At 40.4% G+C, this 16,674-nt stretch carries 14 protein-coding genes; 13 read left to right on the top strand and 1 reads right to left on the bottom strand.

Annotation, left to right across the window (positions count from 1 at the left end):
* Positions 1–375: 375 nt before the first annotated feature.
* From cas6 to alaS, 9 genes are all read left to right on the top strand, one after another.
* The gene (gene cas6 / locus O3622_RS05490; protein WP_000821018.1) at positions 376–1,107 is read left to right on the top strand and encodes a CRISPR-associated endoribonuclease Cas6; all 732 of its coding nucleotides are present in this window, start codon (positions 376–378) and stop codon (positions 1,105–1,107) included.
* Positions 1,088–3,382 carry a type III-A CRISPR-associated protein Cas10/Csm1 gene (gene cas10 / locus O3622_RS05485; protein WP_084857707.1) on the top strand — a complete coding sequence of 765 codons (2,295 nt, stop codon included), beginning with the start codon at positions 1,088–1,090 and terminating at the stop codon, positions 3,380–3,382. Before cas6 ends, cas10 begins: the two co-directional genes overlap by 20 nt.
* On the top strand, positions 3,383–3,763 hold the full coding sequence (gene csm2 / locus O3622_RS05480) for a type III-A CRISPR-associated protein Csm2 (RefSeq protein ID WP_000996502.1): 381 nt from the start codon (positions 3,383–3,385) through the stop codon (positions 3,761–3,763).
* Complete coding sequence (gene csm3 / locus O3622_RS05475) at positions 3,763–4,425, top strand: type III-A CRISPR-associated RAMP protein Csm3 (protein WP_070842546.1); 663 nt, start codon at positions 3,763–3,765, stop codon at positions 4,423–4,425. Before csm2 ends, csm3 begins: the two co-directional genes overlap by 1 nt.
* Position 4,426: 1 nt before the next feature.
* A complete protein-coding gene (gene csm4 / locus O3622_RS05470) occupies positions 4,427–5,332 on the top strand; it encodes a type III-A CRISPR-associated RAMP protein Csm4 (RefSeq protein WP_084857705.1) in 906 nt (301 codons plus the stop codon).
* Positions 5,329–6,417, top strand: a complete 1,089-nt coding sequence (gene csm5 / locus O3622_RS05465) for a type III-A CRISPR-associated RAMP protein Csm5 (protein WP_000846387.1) — start codon at positions 5,329–5,331, stop codon at positions 6,415–6,417. Before csm4 ends, csm5 begins: the two co-directional genes overlap by 4 nt.
* Positions 6,389–7,678: a type III-A CRISPR-associated CARF protein Csm6 gene (csm6, locus tag O3622_RS05460; protein WP_061427669.1), complete on the top strand. Its 1,290-nt coding sequence runs from the start codon at positions 6,389–6,391 to the stop codon at positions 7,676–7,678. Before csm5 ends, csm6 begins: the two co-directional genes overlap by 29 nt.
* Positions 7,679–7,974: 296 nt before the next feature.
* Positions 7,975–8,460, top strand: a complete 486-nt coding sequence (locus O3622_RS05455) for an LURP-one-related/scramblase family protein (RefSeq protein ID WP_000847083.1) — start codon at positions 7,975–7,977, stop codon at positions 8,458–8,460.
* Between the two features lie 20 nt (positions 8,461–8,480).
* Entirely contained in the window at positions 8,481–11,099 is a 2,619-nt protein-coding gene (gene alaS / locus O3622_RS05450; RefSeq protein ID WP_371607162.1) for an alanine--tRNA ligase, read from the top strand.
* An 87-nt stretch (positions 11,100–11,186) separates the two neighbouring features.
* Here the strand turns inward: alaS and O3622_RS05445 are convergent, their stop codons facing one another.
* Positions 11,187–12,635 carry an alpha-amylase gene (locus O3622_RS05445; RefSeq protein WP_371607161.1) on the bottom strand — a complete coding sequence of 483 codons (1,449 nt, stop codon included), beginning with the start codon at positions 12,633–12,635 and terminating at the stop codon, positions 11,187–11,189.
* Positions 12,636–12,905: 270 nt separating this feature from the next.
* Between O3622_RS05445 and O3622_RS05440 the strand changes: the two genes are divergently transcribed.
* From O3622_RS05440 to aroB, 4 genes are read left to right on the top strand one after another with little or no spacing between them, the layout of a single operon-like run.
* Positions 12,906–14,069, top strand: a complete 1,164-nt coding sequence (locus tag O3622_RS05440; protein WP_371607160.1) for a class I SAM-dependent rRNA methyltransferase — start codon at positions 12,906–12,908, stop codon at positions 14,067–14,069.
* Positions 14,066–14,743: a type I 3-dehydroquinate dehydratase gene (aroD, locus tag O3622_RS05435; protein WP_000767778.1), complete on the top strand. Its 678-nt coding sequence runs from the start codon at positions 14,066–14,068 to the stop codon at positions 14,741–14,743. The genes O3622_RS05440 and aroD overlap by 4 nt, the downstream gene beginning before the upstream one ends.
* Entirely contained in the window at positions 14,733–15,587 is an 855-nt protein-coding gene (locus tag O3622_RS05430; protein ID WP_371607159.1) for a shikimate dehydrogenase, read from the top strand. The genes aroD and O3622_RS05430 overlap by 11 nt, the downstream gene beginning before the upstream one ends.
* 18 nt (positions 15,588–15,605) lie before the next feature.
* On the top strand, positions 15,606–16,673 hold the full coding sequence (gene aroB, locus O3622_RS05425) for a 3-dehydroquinate synthase (protein WP_049478777.1): 1,068 nt from the start codon (positions 15,606–15,608) through the stop codon (positions 16,671–16,673).
* Position 16,674: the final 1 nt, after the last annotated feature.

Raw genomic sequence — 16,674 nt, 5'->3', positions numbered from 1 at the left:
GAAATGAATAAATCTTTTTCATTTTTTTATACCAAGCCAGTATAGCTCCCTATCTACCTCGAGAGGGGCCGGAAGCTAATACCATTTACCGTCGGTATGTTTAAGCCAACGTGTATGGCCACCTATCAACCTCGCGAGGGGCCGGAAACATAAACCGCACTTATTTTTTCGTTAATTTCCATTTTGTATAGATACCTATCTACCTCGAGAGGGGCCGGAAACGATTGAAAATCGCCAGAAATATTAAAGAAAATTTCGTATAGCTACCTATCTACCTCGCGAGGGGACAGTTTCATAAGGGAAAAGAATTCCAAAAGTAAAAGAAAAAGCGCTCATGAGAAACCAAAAGCGCAATTGTATCAATAAAGGAGGCATATGAAACGCATCGAACTATTATTTAAGCGGATTGACCAATCACCGAGCGACCTATCTACAAAATTCCAAGGTTTTCTTATGGAAAACTTGGAACCAGACTATGTGACTTGGCTACATGAGCAGGAGACCAACCCCTACTCACTAAAAATCATCCATCAAAAGGACAAGACCCTATGGTCCCTTCATCTCCTGACGGATGAGGCTGTCAAGCAGATTTTGCCAGTTCTATTGGAGCTCAAGAAAGTAGAACTTCATGATTTACCAACTCTCATGGTAGAGTCTCTGTCCATGCAAGATCTCAGTTCGGAGCAACTCTTTGAGTTTTTTAATGAAAACCAAGATCGGTCACTCTACACTATACATTTTCAAACTCCAACAGGATTTCGCTCTCAGGGAGAGTACGTGCTCTTTCCGACCATGCGTCTCATCTTTCAGAGTTTGATGATGAAGTATGCACGTCTGGTCGAGAATCGTCAGGACATTGAAGAGGAAACCCTGGACTACTTGGTCAAGCATAGTAGGGTTACCAGCTATCGATTGGAATCCAGCTATTTTAAAGTCCATGGCAAAAAAATACCTGGTTTCAGGGGGAAATTGACCTTTAAGATTACAGGTCCAAATACCTTGAAAGCTTATGCTAATATGCTTCTAAAATTTGGGGAGTACTCAGGTCTCGGTATGAAAACTAGCTTAGGGATGGGAGGTTTAGAACTTGAAGAAAGAAAAGATTGATTTAGTTTATGGATCGCTTTTGCACGCTATCGGCAAGGTGATTCAAGGTTCCAGGTGTGATGAGAAAGACCTGGGTACCATTGGGTCCGAATGGTTTAGACGCTTTTCGGATAATGAAAAGATAGCCCAGCAGATAGCCAAGGCGACTTCTAGTGATTTGCCGAAGGACTTAGCTCCTGATAGTTTGGTCTATATCACGTCAGCTGCTGCAAAGATTGCTTCAGGTCTAAAAGGAGCAGCAGACACTCATGGAGGTAAAGAAGATTTCCTAAGCAAACAATCGGATATCTTCAATGTATTTTCAGATAGCCCTAGTAAGCGTTATCTTGATGTGCGTCCATTAGAGCTTGACGGGGAACCAAACTATGCTAAGGAATCGAGTGAGCCTTCTGACCAGTCAGATTATGACTTGATAGTAGAGACCTTAGAAAAAGAGTTTGAGAGATTGGACTTTAGCCAATCTGAGATAGATACCCTTTTGAATCTCCTTGAGTCTACTCTTTCCTATGTGCCTGTTTCGACAAGAACCAAGGAATTATCGGATATTTCTCTAGCAACCTACAGTCGTCTGACAGCTGGCTTTGCCCTAGCTATAGAGGACTATTTAGCAGACAAGAATTGCCGTGACTATGAGAAGGTACTGGGGCAAGATTTAGAAGCTTTTTATAGCGAGAAGGCCTTTTTATTAGCAAGTTTTGACTTGTCAGGGATTCAAGACTTTATCTACAATATCGCAACGGCTGGAGCAGCCAAGCAACTAAAAGCACGTTCCTTGTATCTAGATTTTATGGGGGAACATATCGCTGACAACTTACTGGAGAAGTTAGAGCTTACGAGGGCTAATCTTCTCTACGTTGGTGGAGGGCACGCCTACTTTATCCTTCCAAACACCGAAAAAACTAGAGAGAGCTTGGCTCACTTTGAAGCAGAATTCAATGAGTTTTTGGTCAAGCATTTCCAGACAGGTCTATACGTAGCATTTGGTTGGAGTCCATTTTCTGCCAATGATATGACAACGACACTGGTCGACTATCGTAAAGTCTACCAAACAACCAGTCGTATGATTTCCCAAAAGAAAATTTCTCGTTACGATGCCAAAACTCTGCTTGAACTCAACCAAGGAGGAAAAAGCTCCCAGAAAGAATGTGCAATTTGTCACTCAGTCGAAAAGCTTACCAAGTATAAAGATCAAGAGGTCTGCCATATCTGTGCAGGGATGTATCGCTTTGCCAAGGAAATACAAGAAAACTACTATATTGTGACAAAAGAAAAAGGCCTGCCGATAGGTCCGGGAGCCTATATTAGTGGTATTTCAAAAGCCGACCTTGCCAATGAAGAGTGGGACCGTATTTATGTAAAGAATAGCTATAGTACAGATATCCTAAAAGCAACCCATGTCTTTGTCGGAGATTACAAGTATGATGAGATTTACGAGTACGCCAAATTATCTCAGGATAGTGAAACTGGACAAGGGATTAAGCGATTAGCAGTTGTTCGACTAGATGTGGATGATCTTGGAGCAGCCTTTATGGCTGGATTCTCCTATCAAGATGGTGGCAAATATAATACTCTGGCACGCTCGGCAACCTTCTCTAGAAGTATGAGTCTCTTCTTTAAGGTCTATATCAACCAGTTTGCGAAGGAGAAAAAACTATCGATCATTTATGCCGGTGGAGATGATGTATTTGCTATCGGTTCTTGGCAGGATATTATTGAGTTTACTATTTGTCTCCGACAAAACTTTATCAAGTGGACAAATGGCAAATTAACCCTATCAGCAGGAATCGGCCTCTTTCCAGATAAAACTCCAGTTAGCCTCATGGCTGAAGAAACTGGTAAGCTAGAAGGAGCAGCAAAGGATAACGACAAGGATAGTATTTCCCTTTTTAAAGCAGGTAATACCTTGAAGTTGGACCAATCTTTTGGCAATGTTGATTCTGAAAGAAATTATACATTGAAGTTCGACCAATTTATTGACAATGTCTATAATGGGAAACTGAAGAGCATTCGTTACTACTTTAATATTCAAGATGAGCGAGGAAAGAGTTTTGTATATAGACTTATTGAGCTCCTTCGCAACTACGATCGTATGAATATTGCTCGATTAGCCTATTATTTGACGCGCTTAGAAGATCAAACTTCTAAGGATAAAAAAGAAGAGTTTAAAGAGTTTAAAGATTTATTCTTTTCTTGGTATACAGGTAGCGATAATGAACGTAAGGAAGCAGAGATAGCTTTACTTCTATATATTTATGAGATTAGAAAGGATTCATAGATGGCAATTTTAACAGATGATAATTACGTAGATAAGGCAGAAAAAACCATTAAAAATTTAGTAACTGATAAGCGTAATTTTAAAAATAAAAATTCAGATGTTCTATCCATGAGTAAACTACGAAACTTATTGAGTTTAACGAGTACCCTCTTTGATGAAAGTAAGGTCCGTGAGTACGAAGAATTAAAGGATAAGATTGCCTATTTGAGGGTCCAATTCGTCTATCAATCAGGCCGTGAAGAGGCGGTACTGGACTTAGTTCAAAAAGGTGAGATTTTACCAATTTTAAAAGAAATTAATAGTAGGGAAAGTCTCCAACGTTTTTGTCGCTATATGGAAGCGCTAGTAGCTTATTTTAAATTTTATGGAGGAAAAGATTAATGGCATTTGCAAAAATTAAAGTAACAGCACAAATCCGTCTAGAGACAGGACTTCATATTGGGACAAGCAATGCTTTTGCGGCGATTGGTGCTACGGACTCACCTGTGATTAAAGATCCAATTACAAACTTACCCATTATTCCAGGATCTAGTATCAAAGGGAAAATGCGTACCCTTTTGGCAAGAGTATATAATACTAAATTAGCAGAAAAACCAGGAGAAGATGGGGAAATTATTAGTCGTCTCTTTGGGAATAGTTCAGACAAAAACTATAAAGTAGGAAGACTCATCTTTAGAGATGCCTTTCTAACTAACAAAAAGGATTTAGATTCACGAGCTGTCAAAGGTTATACTGAAGTTAAGTTTGAAAATACTATTGATCGTATCACTGCTGAAGCAAATCCAAGGCAAATTGAACGTGCTATCCGAGACAGTATCTTTGGATTTGAGCTGATCTATGAGGTGACAGACAAGAGTCAAGCTCAAGTAGAAGAAGACTTCAAAGTGATTCTTGATGGATTAAAACTGTTGGAACTTGATTATTTAGGTGGTTCAGGTTCTCGTGGATATGGTAAAGTTGTTTTTGAGGATCTTAAAGCAAATACAGTTTTCGGAAACTATGATGTTAGTAGATTGAATGAACTTTTAACTACGGAGGTCTAGTATGACCTATAAGATGTATATTATGAACTTTCAGTCTGCTCACTTTGGAGCAGGTACTCTGGATAGTTCTAAAATGACTTTTGCAGCTGACCGATTATTTTCTGCCTTGGCTATTGAGGCAAAAAAAATGGGGAAAATGGAGGAATTCGTGTCAATAGCGGGTCAAGATCATTTTGTTTTGACTGATGCCTTTCCTTATCAGTCAGGTCCATTATTACCTAAGCCGATAGGATTTCCAAAGTTTGATCAGCCTGACTTAACAACGGATGTCAAAGAAGTAAGACGTCAAGCGAAAATGGCGAAGAAACTTCAGTTTATACCCTTGGATAAATTTGATTCTTATGTAAAAGGAACGCTTTTTGAAGACGAAGAACATGCAGTAACAAACATTATCACTAAAAACCAACCTCATGTAGATGGGAATCTTTTTCAAGTGTCTACCGTTAGATTTAGAGATGATTCTTCTCTTTACGTGATTGCAAACGAATCTGACCTCTTGAATGAACTCATGACAAGCTTGCAGTATACAGGAATTGGTGGGAAACGTTCTAGTGGTTATGGACAATTTGATTTGACTATTTTAGATTTACCAGATAGCTTAAAAAATCGTCTCACCAAGACCCATCAAGAACCTGTCATGACATTGACGACTTCTCTACCAGTCGAAAAGGAACTTGAATATGCTATGGAAACTGGTTCCTATTTAATAAGTAAATCAAGTGGTTTTGCTTTTAGTACAGAAACTAATGAAAATTACCGTAAGCAGGATTTATATAAGTTTGCTTCTGGATCTACTTTCTCTGAAACCTTTACAGGACATATTGTAGATGTAAGACCTCTTGATTTCCCACATGAAGTATTAAACTATGCTAAACCACTATTTTTCAAGATGGAGGAAGAAAGATGAAAACAGAATATAGAACCTTTCAATTTACCCTCCTAGCCATGGCTCCTATCCATATTGGGAATGGTGAAAAATATACTTCTCGAGAATTTATCTATGAAAATGGGTACTTTTATTTCCCTGATATGGGTAAGTTTTATAATCGAATGGTGGAGAAAGGATACGATCATAAATTTGAGCGTTTTTTACAAGAGACAAAGCCAAACGCTAGAAATAATCGCTTGATTTCCTTTTTAGAGGATAACCGCATTTCTGACCGTAATTTTGGTGGCTATAGAATTATAGAAACTAAGTTAGAAACAAATAATAACTATTTAAGAGGAGGCGCATTAAATCAAGTATCAAAGTTTATAAGAGATCCTTTTGGTAATCCCTATATTCCTGGAAGTTCATTAAAGGGAGCTATTCGGACTATTTTGATGAATACCAATCCCGACTGGAATAATAAAAATGTTTTGCAATGTAAAAAGGAAAACAAATCTTTGATTCCTTGGGGAGCAAAAAAAGGGCAGGACTATGATGACTTGTTTAATGCTATTCGTGTTAGTGATAGCAAACCATTTAGTAATAAAAGTCTTATTTTAGTTCAAAAATGGGATCATAAAGCCAAGCCCCCTCTTGCCAAGCCTCTCCCTTTATATAGGGAAGCAATCGCGCCCTCAACTAAAATCAATTTCACCATTACTACAACTACTAAGGAAGCTGGAATCCTAATAGAGGAATTAGGAAAGAGAGCGCAAGCCTTTTACAAAGAATATAAAAACTTTTTCTTATCAGATTTTCCTGAAAATAAAATTCAGCCAAATATTCAATATCCTATCTACTTGGGTGCTGGTAGTGGAGCTTGGACAAAAACAATTTTTAAACAAGCAAATGGAATTTTACAAGAACGTTATGAGAATAGCAGAACCACTAGGATGGTTGAAAAGGGAGTCTTGAAATTAACAAAAGCACCAATGAAAAGTGTTAAAACAACACAAGCAACTCGTAAACTGATAATGAATAATGAATCCTTCTATGAAATGGGCAAGGCGAACTTTATGATTAAGGAGATTACAAATGACAATTTTAATTTCAGCAGTAGGTAATACGGATCCTATCAGTAAGAACAGAGACTCAGCCTTAATGCACATAGCTCGAAAATATAAACCAGAAAGAATCGTCTTACTCTACAGTGAGGAAATGTTAGTTAAAAAAACTCTTATTGAGAGAGCCCTTCTTTCATTTAAAGACTATAAACCTGATGTGAAAATTCATGAGCAAATATTAAGGAATGATGAGGTTTATTTGTATGATAAAATGTATGAGGTCATAGGAAAAATTATAAAAGAGTATTCTAAATTAGGAGAGGAATTAATTTTAAATCTATCTTCCGGCACTCCTCAGATAAAATCAGCTCTATTCGCTATAAACCGAATTGATGACTATAATACGCAGGCAATTCAAGTTACCACTCCTAGTAATTCATCTAACAATCCCCAAAAAATACTCTCTAAGGAAGAGGAAGATAATCTGTTTAAAAATAATGAAGATAATCAGGATAATTATGAAAACAGATGTATCATGGATATAGCGGAGAAGTTCAATCATTCTTTAGTTAAACGTCATTTAAGAAGTTTGATAGAGTCATATGATTATTTAGCTGTTGAAAAGATTGTTATCCGGAGAGATTCGAAGGGGCTGCTTTCAAATAAGCAGTTAGCTCGTTTAAGAATCATTCTAACCGATTTAGTAAATGTTTTTAAAAAACAAGAAGTTCTTTCAGAAATTCAGAAATATCCACTTTCAGAGGTTGAGAAAAAAGCCCTTAATTATTTTTTGATGATTGAGATTTTAAACAAACGAGGTCAAGTAGCAGATGTTTTGATTAAGTCAAAATCATTAGTTGAATTTATATTAGAAGATAGAATAAAAAGGAATCATCCAAATCTAATAATATATAAAAATAAGTTACCTAAGCTAAACAAAGAACATCAAGATTTTAAAAAAGTTATCTGTTATTTAGATAGTGATTATAAAAAATCACAAAATGAAAATGAGGAAAAAAAAGAAGAGTTTTCTCCCACAACAACTCTAAACTTAATTATATACACTAAAATTTTAGAGTATTACAAATATAGTCCTGAATTAATTAGGTCACTTAGAGTTATCATTTCTTTAAACAATGAGAGAAATAAGGTTGCACATGGCTTGTCAGAGATTGATAGTAAACTAGTCAATTCAAAGAAATTGCAACAGACAATAGATACCTTGCGCTTTATTTTACAAGATACATTTGAGATTGATGATAGCTATTTCTCTTGTTATCAAACACTCAATAATGAAATGCTTGACTTACTTCGTCAATAATATACTTTATCAATAAATCAATTTGCTGATGATACATATAATGTGATTGCAAGTGCTTGCTTTCCCAGTTGACGCAAGATTAAAAAAACGATATAATAAGAAAGTTGAGAATTGATTTTCAATCATCTTAGTCCAGAGAAATGGCGGTGCTGCGAGCCATCTAAGCTAGGAAATCATGCTACTCAATCAGACAATTGCATAAGAACAAGAGAATGACAAGTTCATTGAATGAAGGTGGTACCGCGGTTTTTCGCCCTTCGTGATGTGAACTTGTCTTTTGATTTTTGGAGGTGTTTATGAAGACATTTCTCGTGAAACAAAAATTTCGTCTTGGAGGCGAACGTTTTGATATCAAGGATGACAGAGGAGTAGTGAACTATCAGGTGGAGGGCTCTTTTTTCCAAATTCCTAAGACCTTTACCATCTATGACGCCTATGGTGAGCAAGTCAGTGAGATTAGTAAAGAATTTTTCACTTTGCTTCCTCGCTTTACTATCCAGTTACGAAACGGTTCCAATTTCGTCATTCGTAAGAAGTTGACCTTCTTTCGAGATAAGTATGAGTTTGATGATCTAGGGCTTCGTATCGAGGGCAATATCTGGGATTTGAATTTCAAATTGCTGGATGACCGCGACCAAGTGATTGCCGAGATTCGGAAAGAGATTTTCCATTTGACCTCAACTTACACCGTAACCGTCTATGAAGACTCTTATGCAGACCTGGTCATTTCCCTCTGTGTCGCGATTGACTATGTGGAGATGCTGGAAAGCCAATCAAATTAAACAAGTAATAAGGAGATATTATGAAACAACTATCTAGTGCTCAAGTTCGCCAAATGTGGCTTGATTTCTGGGCAAGTAAAGGCCACTCTGTAGAACCATCAGTGAGCTTGGTTCCAGTAAACGACCCAACTCTTTTGTGGATCAACTCTGGGGTAGCAACTCTTAAGAAATACTTTGACGGAACCATTATCCCTGAAAATCCACGTATTACCAATGCGCAAAAAGCCATCCGTACTAACGACATCGAAAACGTAGGGAAGACTGCGCGTCACCATACCATGTTTGAAATGTTGGGGAACTTCTCTATCGGTGATTACTTCCGTGACGAAGCCATCACTTGGGCTTACGAGCTCTTGACAAGCCCAGAATGGTTTGATTTCCCAGCTGAAAAACTTTATATGACCTACTATCCTGAAGATAAGGATTCTTACAACCGCTGGATTGAAGTAGGAGTGGATCCAAGCCACTTGATTCCAATTGAGGATAACTTCTGGGAAATCGGTGCGGGACCTTCTGGACCTGATACAGAAATCTTCTTTGACCGTGGAGAAGCATTTGACCCAGAAAATATTGGTCTTCGTCTGCTTGCAGAAGATATCGAAAACGACCGTTACATCGAAATCTGGAATATCGTTTTGTCACAATTTAACGCTGATCCTGCTGTTCCTCGTAGCGAGTACAAGGAATTGCCACACAAGAACATTGATACGGGCGCTGGTTTGGAGCGTTTGGTGGCAGTTATCCAAGGGGCTAAGACAAACTTTGAAACGGACCTCTTCATGCCGATCATCCGTGAAGTTGAGAAATTGTCTGGTAAGATCTACGACCAAGATGGCGACAACATGAGCTTCAAAGTTATTGCGGACCACATCCGTTCTCTTTCATTTGCCATTGGTGATGGTGCTCTTCCAGGAAATGAAGGTCGTGGTTATGTCCTTCGTCGTTTGCTCCGTCGTGCTTCTATGCATGGTCAAAAATTGGGTATCAATGAGCCTTTCCTTTACAAACTCGTTCCAACTGTTGGAAAAATCATGGAAAGCTACTATCCAGAAGTGCTTGAAAAATGTGACTTTATCGAAAAAATCGTGAAGAGCGAAGAAGAATCATTTGCTCGTACCCTTCACTCAGGTCAACACTTTGCAGAAACTATCGTAGCAGACCTGAAAGCCAAAGGTCAATCAGTGATTGCTGGACAAGATGTCTTCAAACTCTACGATACATACGGATTCCCAGTAGAATTGACTGAAGAAATTGCTGAAGAAGCTGGTATGACTGTCGACCGTGAAGGTTTTGAAGCAGCCATGAAAGAGCAGCAAGAACGAGCGCGTGCATCTGCTGTTAAGGGTGGCTCAATGGGAATGCAAAATGAAACCCTCCAAAACATTACAGTGGAAAGTGTCTTCAACTACAATGCTAGCCAATTGCCTTCTAAGTTGGTAGCTATCGTAGCGGATAATGCAGAAGTAGAATCTGTATCTGAAGGAACTGCCTCTCTGATCTTTGCGGAAACACCATTCTACGCGGAAATGGGTGGACAAGTAGCTGACCACGGTCAAATCTTGGACGCTGCAGGAAATCTTGTTGCTACTGTGACAGATGTTCAAAAAGCACCAAATGGCCAGCCACTACATACGGTTGAAGTTCTTGCACCGCTTGCTTTGAACCAAGACTACACTTTGGCAATTGATACCAATCGTCGTCATCGTGTCATGAAGAACCACACAGCGACTCACTTGCTCCATGCGGCTCTTCACAATATCCTTGGTCACCATGCGACTCAAGCAGGATCTCTTAATGAAGTAGAATTCCTCCGCTTTGACTTCACGCATTTCCAAGCCGTAACTCCTGAAGAGTTGCGCGCCATTGAGCAACAAGTCAATGAGAAAATTTGGGAAGCAATTGCAGTTAAGACAGTTGAGACAGATATTGACACAGCTAAGGAAATGGGAGCTATGGCCCTCTTTGGTGAGAAGTATGGCAAGGAAGTCCGTGTTGTGACTATCGGTGACTACTCTTTGGAACTCTGTGGTGGTACCCACGTTGGCAACACTTCTGAAATTGGCCTCTTCAAGATTGTCAAAGAAGAAGGGATTGGTTCAGGAACTCGTCGTATCTTGGCAGTGACTGGTAAAGAAGCCTTTGAAGCCTACCGTGAACAAGAAGACGCTCTGAAAGCAGTAGCAGCTACTTTGAAAGCACCTCAACTCAAGGAAGTACCTCACAAGGTAGAAGGACTTCAAGAACAACTTCGTCAATTGCAAAAAGACAATGCAGAATTGAAGGAAAAAGCTGCAGCTGTAGCCGCAGGTGATGTCTTCAAGGATGTGAATGAAGCAAATGGTCACCGTTACATTGCAAGCCAAGTTTCTGTATCAGATGCAGGTGCCCTTCGTACCTTTGCGGATAACTGGAAACAAAAAGACTACTCTGATGTGCTTGTTCTTGTCGCAGCTATCGGTGACAAGGTGAACGTTCTTGTAGCAAGCAAGACAAAAGATGTGCATGCAGGAAACCTGATCAAAGAATTGGCTCCAATCGTCGATGGACGTGGTGGTGGTAAACCAGACATGGCCATGGCAGGAGGAAGCAACCAAGCGAAAATCCAAGAACTCTTGGATGCAGTAGCAGGTAAATTATAAGACAATAAAGATCTATCCATTTGGGTAGGTCTTTTTGTGCATACAAAAAAGCCAAATCCGGTTGGATTTGACTTGTACCTGATAGGTTTATTTTGCTGCCCAGACACTGACTGAACCCGCTGCTACTGGAAATTCTCCATAACCTTCAGCATTGATTGTCACTTGTGCTGGATGATTTTCAAGGAGGTCAATAAAGGTTTGGTCAGCCCATTCTTGCCCGACAAACATAGATTTGCTGTTTTCTTGGTCGTTTGAGATAAGGACTGCAAGCGGTGATTGGTTTTCAGCACCTGAACGAACCCATCCAATACAGTTGGCATCGTCAAAGTAGTCTGTTTGCTCTCCATAGGCCAAGTCTTTTCGGATGGCTAGGAGACGGTCAAGAACTTCTTTGAAATCTTCTTGGGCATACTGCCCTGAAATGCCGTAATAGTCTCCGTAAAATACACATGGAAGACCTTGGTCACGAAGAAGGATGAGCGCATAGGCTGCTGGCTTGAACCATTCTTCAACAGTAGACTCAAGGGCTTGCCCTCGTTGAGTATCATGGTTGTCAACGAAAGTGACTGCTTTGTCAGGCTTGAGTTCAACCAAGCTATCTGTGAAAATGTTACGAAGATCGTAACTTGCTCCAACATGGCTAGCTTCAAAGAGATTTTGGTGGAGGCGAACATCGACAAGGTCAAAGCGTTCTTCAGTTTTTTCAAGGTAGTCTAGATTAGCTTCCTTTTCTGGGTTCCAAAATTCACCAAAAACATAGAAATCGTCACCGTATTTTTCCTTCATATCACGGATGAAATTACCCATAAAGAAGGAGTCGATGTGCTTAACGGCATCCAAGCGGAAACCAGCAACACCAGTCGTTTCCATGAACCAGTCAGCCCAGTCATAGATGTTTTGGATGACTTCAGGGTGTTTAAAGTCCAGGTCAGCATACATGAGGTAGTCGTAGTTACCGTTTTCGTTATCGACCAATTCCTCATTTGCCCAGCCTTTGTTGTCCCCCTGGATCAGATAAATGCCAGACTTACGGCGCTTGGCATCGTAGTCTGTACCTGTGAAGTGGTACCAGTGCCAGTGGAAGTCATTGTAGGTATCTTGGCGACCATCGAAGGTGAAGTGGGTCCAGCCATTGATAGTAAAGGGCTCGCTTAGTTGAACGGTACGATCCTCAGGGTCCACTTCAATAACCTGAAAGGCTTCCATATGATCGGCAGCAGCCTTGTGATTGAGCACCACATCGGCCATAGGTTGAATTCCCTGTGCTTTTAGGGCTTGAATGGCTTGAAGATAGTCTTCTTTAAACCCATACTTGGTACGGACAGTTCCTTTTTGGTGAAATTCGCCTAGGTCAAAAAGATCGTAAACACCATAGCCGACATCTTTTTCGTTGGTTGCCTTGAAGGCAGGTGGCATCCAGACATGGCTGACACCAAGGTTTGCTAGGTGCTCTGCGTCATTTGTCAGTCGAGCCCAGTGTTGGCCGTCGTGAGGCAGATACCATTCAAAGTATTGCATAAGTGTTTGATTTTGCATGATGTTTCCTCTTACTTGTCAATGTTGTGTTTTATTCTACCATAAAGTTTAGAACTAGGCAAACGTTTGCGCAAGATTCTATACTTATTTTTAGAATTGTCTATTTTTAAAGACACTATTTCCTTCCCATTGCTAGAGAAATAATGTTTAGGAGAAAAAATAAATTGAGTAAACTTATTTTTACAAAAATGGCACTTAGTAAACTAAAGTAAAAATGGATAAGCGGTTTCTTTTTTGAGAATTATCATAAAATTTGCTATAATAGTAGCTATGAATAGAATTAGGGTCAGCAGACGTGTTGAAAAAAAGCTAGCTAAGGGTCTAGTTCTTTTGGAAGCAAGTGATTTAACAGATATTGAACTGACGGATCAGGCAGTAGAAGTTCTTAGTCAAGACGGAAAGTTTTTAGGGAGCGCCTATCTTTCTCAGCAGAACAAGGGAATCGGCTGGTTCATCAGCAAGGAAAAGGTGCGTTTCAATCAAGCCTTTTTTGAAATCCTGTTTCGTAAGGCCAAGGAAGCTAGAAAGCTTTATTATCAAGATGACTTGACCACTGCCTTCCGCCTTTTTAACCAAGAGGGGGATGGTTTTGGTGGTCTGACTGTTGATCTCTATGGAGATTATGCTGTTTTTTCTTGGTACAACTCCTTTGTTTACCAGATTCGTGAGCTGATCGTAAAGGCTTTTAAGGAAGTTTTCCCTGAGGTCTTGGGAGCTTATGAGAAGATTCGTTTTAAAGGTCTAGACTACGAGTCTGCCTCTGTTTATGGTGAGGAAGCGCCAGATTACTTTACTGTTCTTGAGAATGGCGTGCTCTATCAAGTCTTTATGAATGATGGCTTGATGACAGGGATTTTCCTAGACCAGCATGAGGTTCGTGGGAGTCTGGTTGACGGTCTAGCCATGGGCAAATCCTTGCTCAATATGTTTTCCTATACGGCGGCCTTTTCTGTTGCTGCAGCTATGGGAGGTGCCAGTGAGACGACTTCTGTCGACTTGGCCAAACGGTCTAGAGAGCTGTCAGAAGCCCATTTTCATGCAAATGGACTCAGCACGGACAATCATCGTTTTATCGTTATGGATGTCTTTGAGTACTTCAAGTACGCCAAGAGAAAAGGCTTGACCTATGATGTGATTGTTCTTGATCCGCCGAGCTTTGCCCGCAATAAAAAACAAACATTCTCTGTAGCTAAGGACTATCACAAGTTGATTTCCCAGAGTCTAGAGATTTTAAATCCGGGAGGCATTATCATTGCCAGTACCAATGCTGCCAATGTTTCCCGCCAGAAATTTACAGAACAAATTGATAAAGGTTTTGCAGGAAGAAGGTATCAGGTCTTGAACCAATACGGTCTTCCAGCAGACTTTGCCTATAATAAAAAAGATGAAAGCAGTAATTACCTCAAGGTGATTAGTATGAAGGTTAGTAGATGAAATTAATCGTTTCAGTAATGCCAAGAAGTTTAGAAGAAGCGCAAGAACTGGATGCCACTAGGTATGAAGATGCCGATATCATTGAGTGGCGTGCGGACTTTCTTACAAAGGACGCTATTTTACAGGTAGCACCCGCTATCTTTGAAAAATTTGCAGGACGCGAACTTGTCTTTACCCTTCGGACTCGCGCTGAGGGAGGAGAAATCGAACTTTCCTCAGAAGAGTATGTTCAAATCATCAAGGAAGTTACTCAACTCTATCAGCCGGATTATGTAGATTTCGAGTATTTCAGCTACAAGGACGTTTTTGAGGAAATGTTGGATTTTCCAAATCTTGTTTTGAGCTATCATAATTTCCAGGAAACACCTGAAAACATGATGGAGATTTTGTCTGAGTTGACCAGTCTCTCTCCGAAAGTGGTCAAGGTATCAGTTATGGCCCATACGGAGCAGGATGTTTTAGACCTGATGAACTACACTCGAGGATTTAAGACACTCAACCCTGAGCAAGAGTACGTGACCATTTCCATGGGGAAAATGGGCAAGGTATCCCGTATTACTTCAGATGTGACGGGTTCAAGTTGGTCATTTGCTAGTCTGGATGAAGCGAGTGCCCCAGGTCAGATTTCGCTATCAAACATGAAGAAAATCAGGGAGATTTTGGATGAAGCTTGATGGCTATACACGTTTAGCTGCAGTTGTTGCCAATCCCATCAAACACTCTATTTCACCCTTTATCCACAATAGGGCCTTTGAGGCGACAGCTATTAATGGTGCCTATGTAGCTTGGGAGATTGAAGCGGGTGACTTGGCAGAAACAGTCGCCAATATTCGACGTTACCAGATGTTTGGCATCAACCTGTCTATGCCTTACAAGGAGCAGGTTATTCCTTATCTGGATGAGTTGAGTGATGAAGCTCGTTTGATTGGGGCGGTCAACACAGTTGTTAATCAAGACGGAACGTTAATTGGATATAATACAGATGGCAAGGGATTCTTTAAGAGCTTGCCTTCTTTTACAATCTCGGATAAGAAAATGACCATTCTGGGCGCAGGTGGTGCGGCCAAATCAATCTTGGCACAAGCCATTTTGGACGGGGCCAGTCAGATTTCAGTCTTTGTTCGTTTAGCTTCTATGGAAAAAACAAGACCTTATCTAGACAAGTTGCAGGACCAAACGGGCTTTAAAGTGGACTTGTATGCTTTAGAAGATCTTTCTCAACTGCAATCAAGGATTGCCGAGTCGGACCTGCTCGTCAACGCGACCAGTGTTGGGATGGATGGCCAGTCGTCGCCAGTTCCAGAAAGTATCAATTTGCCAGAGGCTCTCTTGGTCGCAGATATCATTTACCAACCCTTTGAAACGCCATTTTTGAAATGGGCTAGGAGGCAGGGCAATCCAGCTGTCAATGGTCTAGGAATGTTGCTCTATCAGGCTGCTGAAGCTTTTCAACTGTGGACAGGTAAAGAAATGCCGACAGAAGAAATTTGGCAGTCCTTAACAGAAAAATATAAATAGTGAAAAGGAGACCCTCCTATGAAAATCAGAATCGATATTCCGCATCATCCTTATGATATTCAGATTGAAAAAGGTTGTCTGGCTCAGGCTGGTCAATGGTTGCGAGAACTCTGGCAACCTCAAAAAGTGGTCATTGTAACCGATAACCATGTAGCTTCTCTCTATGCAGAGAAGATTAAACTCAGCCTAGAAGATGCTGGTTTTCAGGTAGCTGTTTTTGACTTTTTAGAAGGCGAAGAACGAAAAAATTTAACAACTGTTCAGAAAGTCTATGAATTTCTAGTCAAGCAGGGGTTGACTCGTAGCGATGGGATCGTGGCTCTTGGTGGTGGTGTCGTTGGGGACCTAGCTGGTTTTGTAGCCTCTACCTATATGCGGGGCATTCACTTTGTTCAGATTCCGACTAGTTTGACAGCCCAGGTTGATTCGTCTATTGGTGGAAAGACGGGTGTCAATACTCCTTTTGCTAAAAATATGGTGGGAACTTTTGCCCAACCAGATGGGGTTCTGATTGACCCGCTTGTCCTAGAAACGCTTGGAAAAAGAGAGCTGATTGAGGGGATGGGCGAGGTTATCAAGTACGGCTTGATTGAGGATCCAGAACTATGGGCTCTCTTGATGGAGCTAGATGGTTCTGTAGAGAGCATTTTGGAACATGCAGAGACTTTGATTGAACATTCTTGTCAGGTTAAGCGCAAGATGGTGGTCGAAGATGAGTTGGATAACGGTGTTCGTCTTTACCTCAATTTTGGGCACACTATTGGTCATGCTATTGAAGCAACTGCCGGTTATGGCAAGGTCATGCATGGAGAAGCTGTGGCTATGGGCATGGTTCAGATTTCCAAGGTTGCTGAGGGGAAAGGCCTCATGCCAGAAGGAATAACCCAGTCCATTACAGAGATGTGCCAGAAATTTGGCTTGCCTGTTGATTATGAAAACTGGGATGTTGACAAACTTTATCAAGCTTTGACTCATGATAAAAAAGCGCGTGGAAACACCTTGAAATTGGTCTTAGTTCCAGAGCTTGGTTCAGCGACCATTCACCCAGTTTCTCTGGAAGAGATGAAAGACTACTTGGTAAAATAAG

Source organism: Streptococcus sp. 27098_8_51 (assembly GCF_041432205.1).
In the GTDB taxonomy this organism is placed as follows: Bacteria; Bacillota; Bacilli; order Lactobacillales; family Streptococcaceae; genus Streptococcus.
The sequence above is the reverse complement of the archived record's forward strand: the minus strand, read 5'-3'. Positions and strand labels throughout refer to the sequence as shown.

Bases quoted from the DNA above. Each gene is read 5' to 3' on its own strand.
- cas6 (WP_000821018.1), top strand. From the start codon at position 376: ATGAAACGCATCGAACTATTATTTAAGCGGATTGACCAATCACCGAGC.
- csm2 (WP_000996502.1), top strand. From the start codon at position 3,383: ATGGCAATTTTAACAGATGATAATTACGTAGATAAGGCAGAAAAAACC.
- csm3 (WP_070842546.1), top strand. From the start codon at position 3,763: ATGGCATTTGCAAAAATTAAAGTAACAGCACAAATCCGTCTAGAGACA.
- csm4 (WP_084857705.1), top strand. From the start codon at position 4,427: ATGACCTATAAGATGTATATTATGAACTTTCAGTCTGCTCACTTTGGA.
- csm5 (WP_000846387.1), top strand. From the start codon at position 5,329: ATGAAAACAGAATATAGAACCTTTCAATTTACCCTCCTAGCCATGGCT.
- csm6 (WP_061427669.1), top strand. From the start codon at position 6,389: ATGACAATTTTAATTTCAGCAGTAGGTAATACGGATCCTATCAGTAAG.
- O3622_RS05455 (WP_000847083.1), top strand. From the start codon at position 7,975: ATGAAGACATTTCTCGTGAAACAAAAATTTCGTCTTGGAGGCGAACGT.
- alaS (WP_371607162.1), top strand. From the start codon at position 8,481: ATGAAACAACTATCTAGTGCTCAAGTTCGCCAAATGTGGCTTGATTTC.
- O3622_RS05445 (WP_371607161.1), bottom strand. From the start codon at position 12,635: ATGCAAAATCAAACACTTATGCAATACTTTGAATGGTATCTGCCTCAC.
- O3622_RS05440 (WP_371607160.1), top strand. From the start codon at position 12,906: ATGAATAGAATTAGGGTCAGCAGACGTGTTGAAAAAAAGCTAGCTAAG.
- aroD (WP_000767778.1), top strand. From the start codon at position 14,066: ATGAAATTAATCGTTTCAGTAATGCCAAGAAGTTTAGAAGAAGCGCAA.
- O3622_RS05430 (WP_371607159.1), top strand. From the start codon at position 14,733: ATGAAGCTTGATGGCTATACACGTTTAGCTGCAGTTGTTGCCAATCCC.
- aroB (WP_049478777.1), top strand. From the start codon at position 15,606: ATGAAAATCAGAATCGATATTCCGCATCATCCTTATGATATTCAGATT.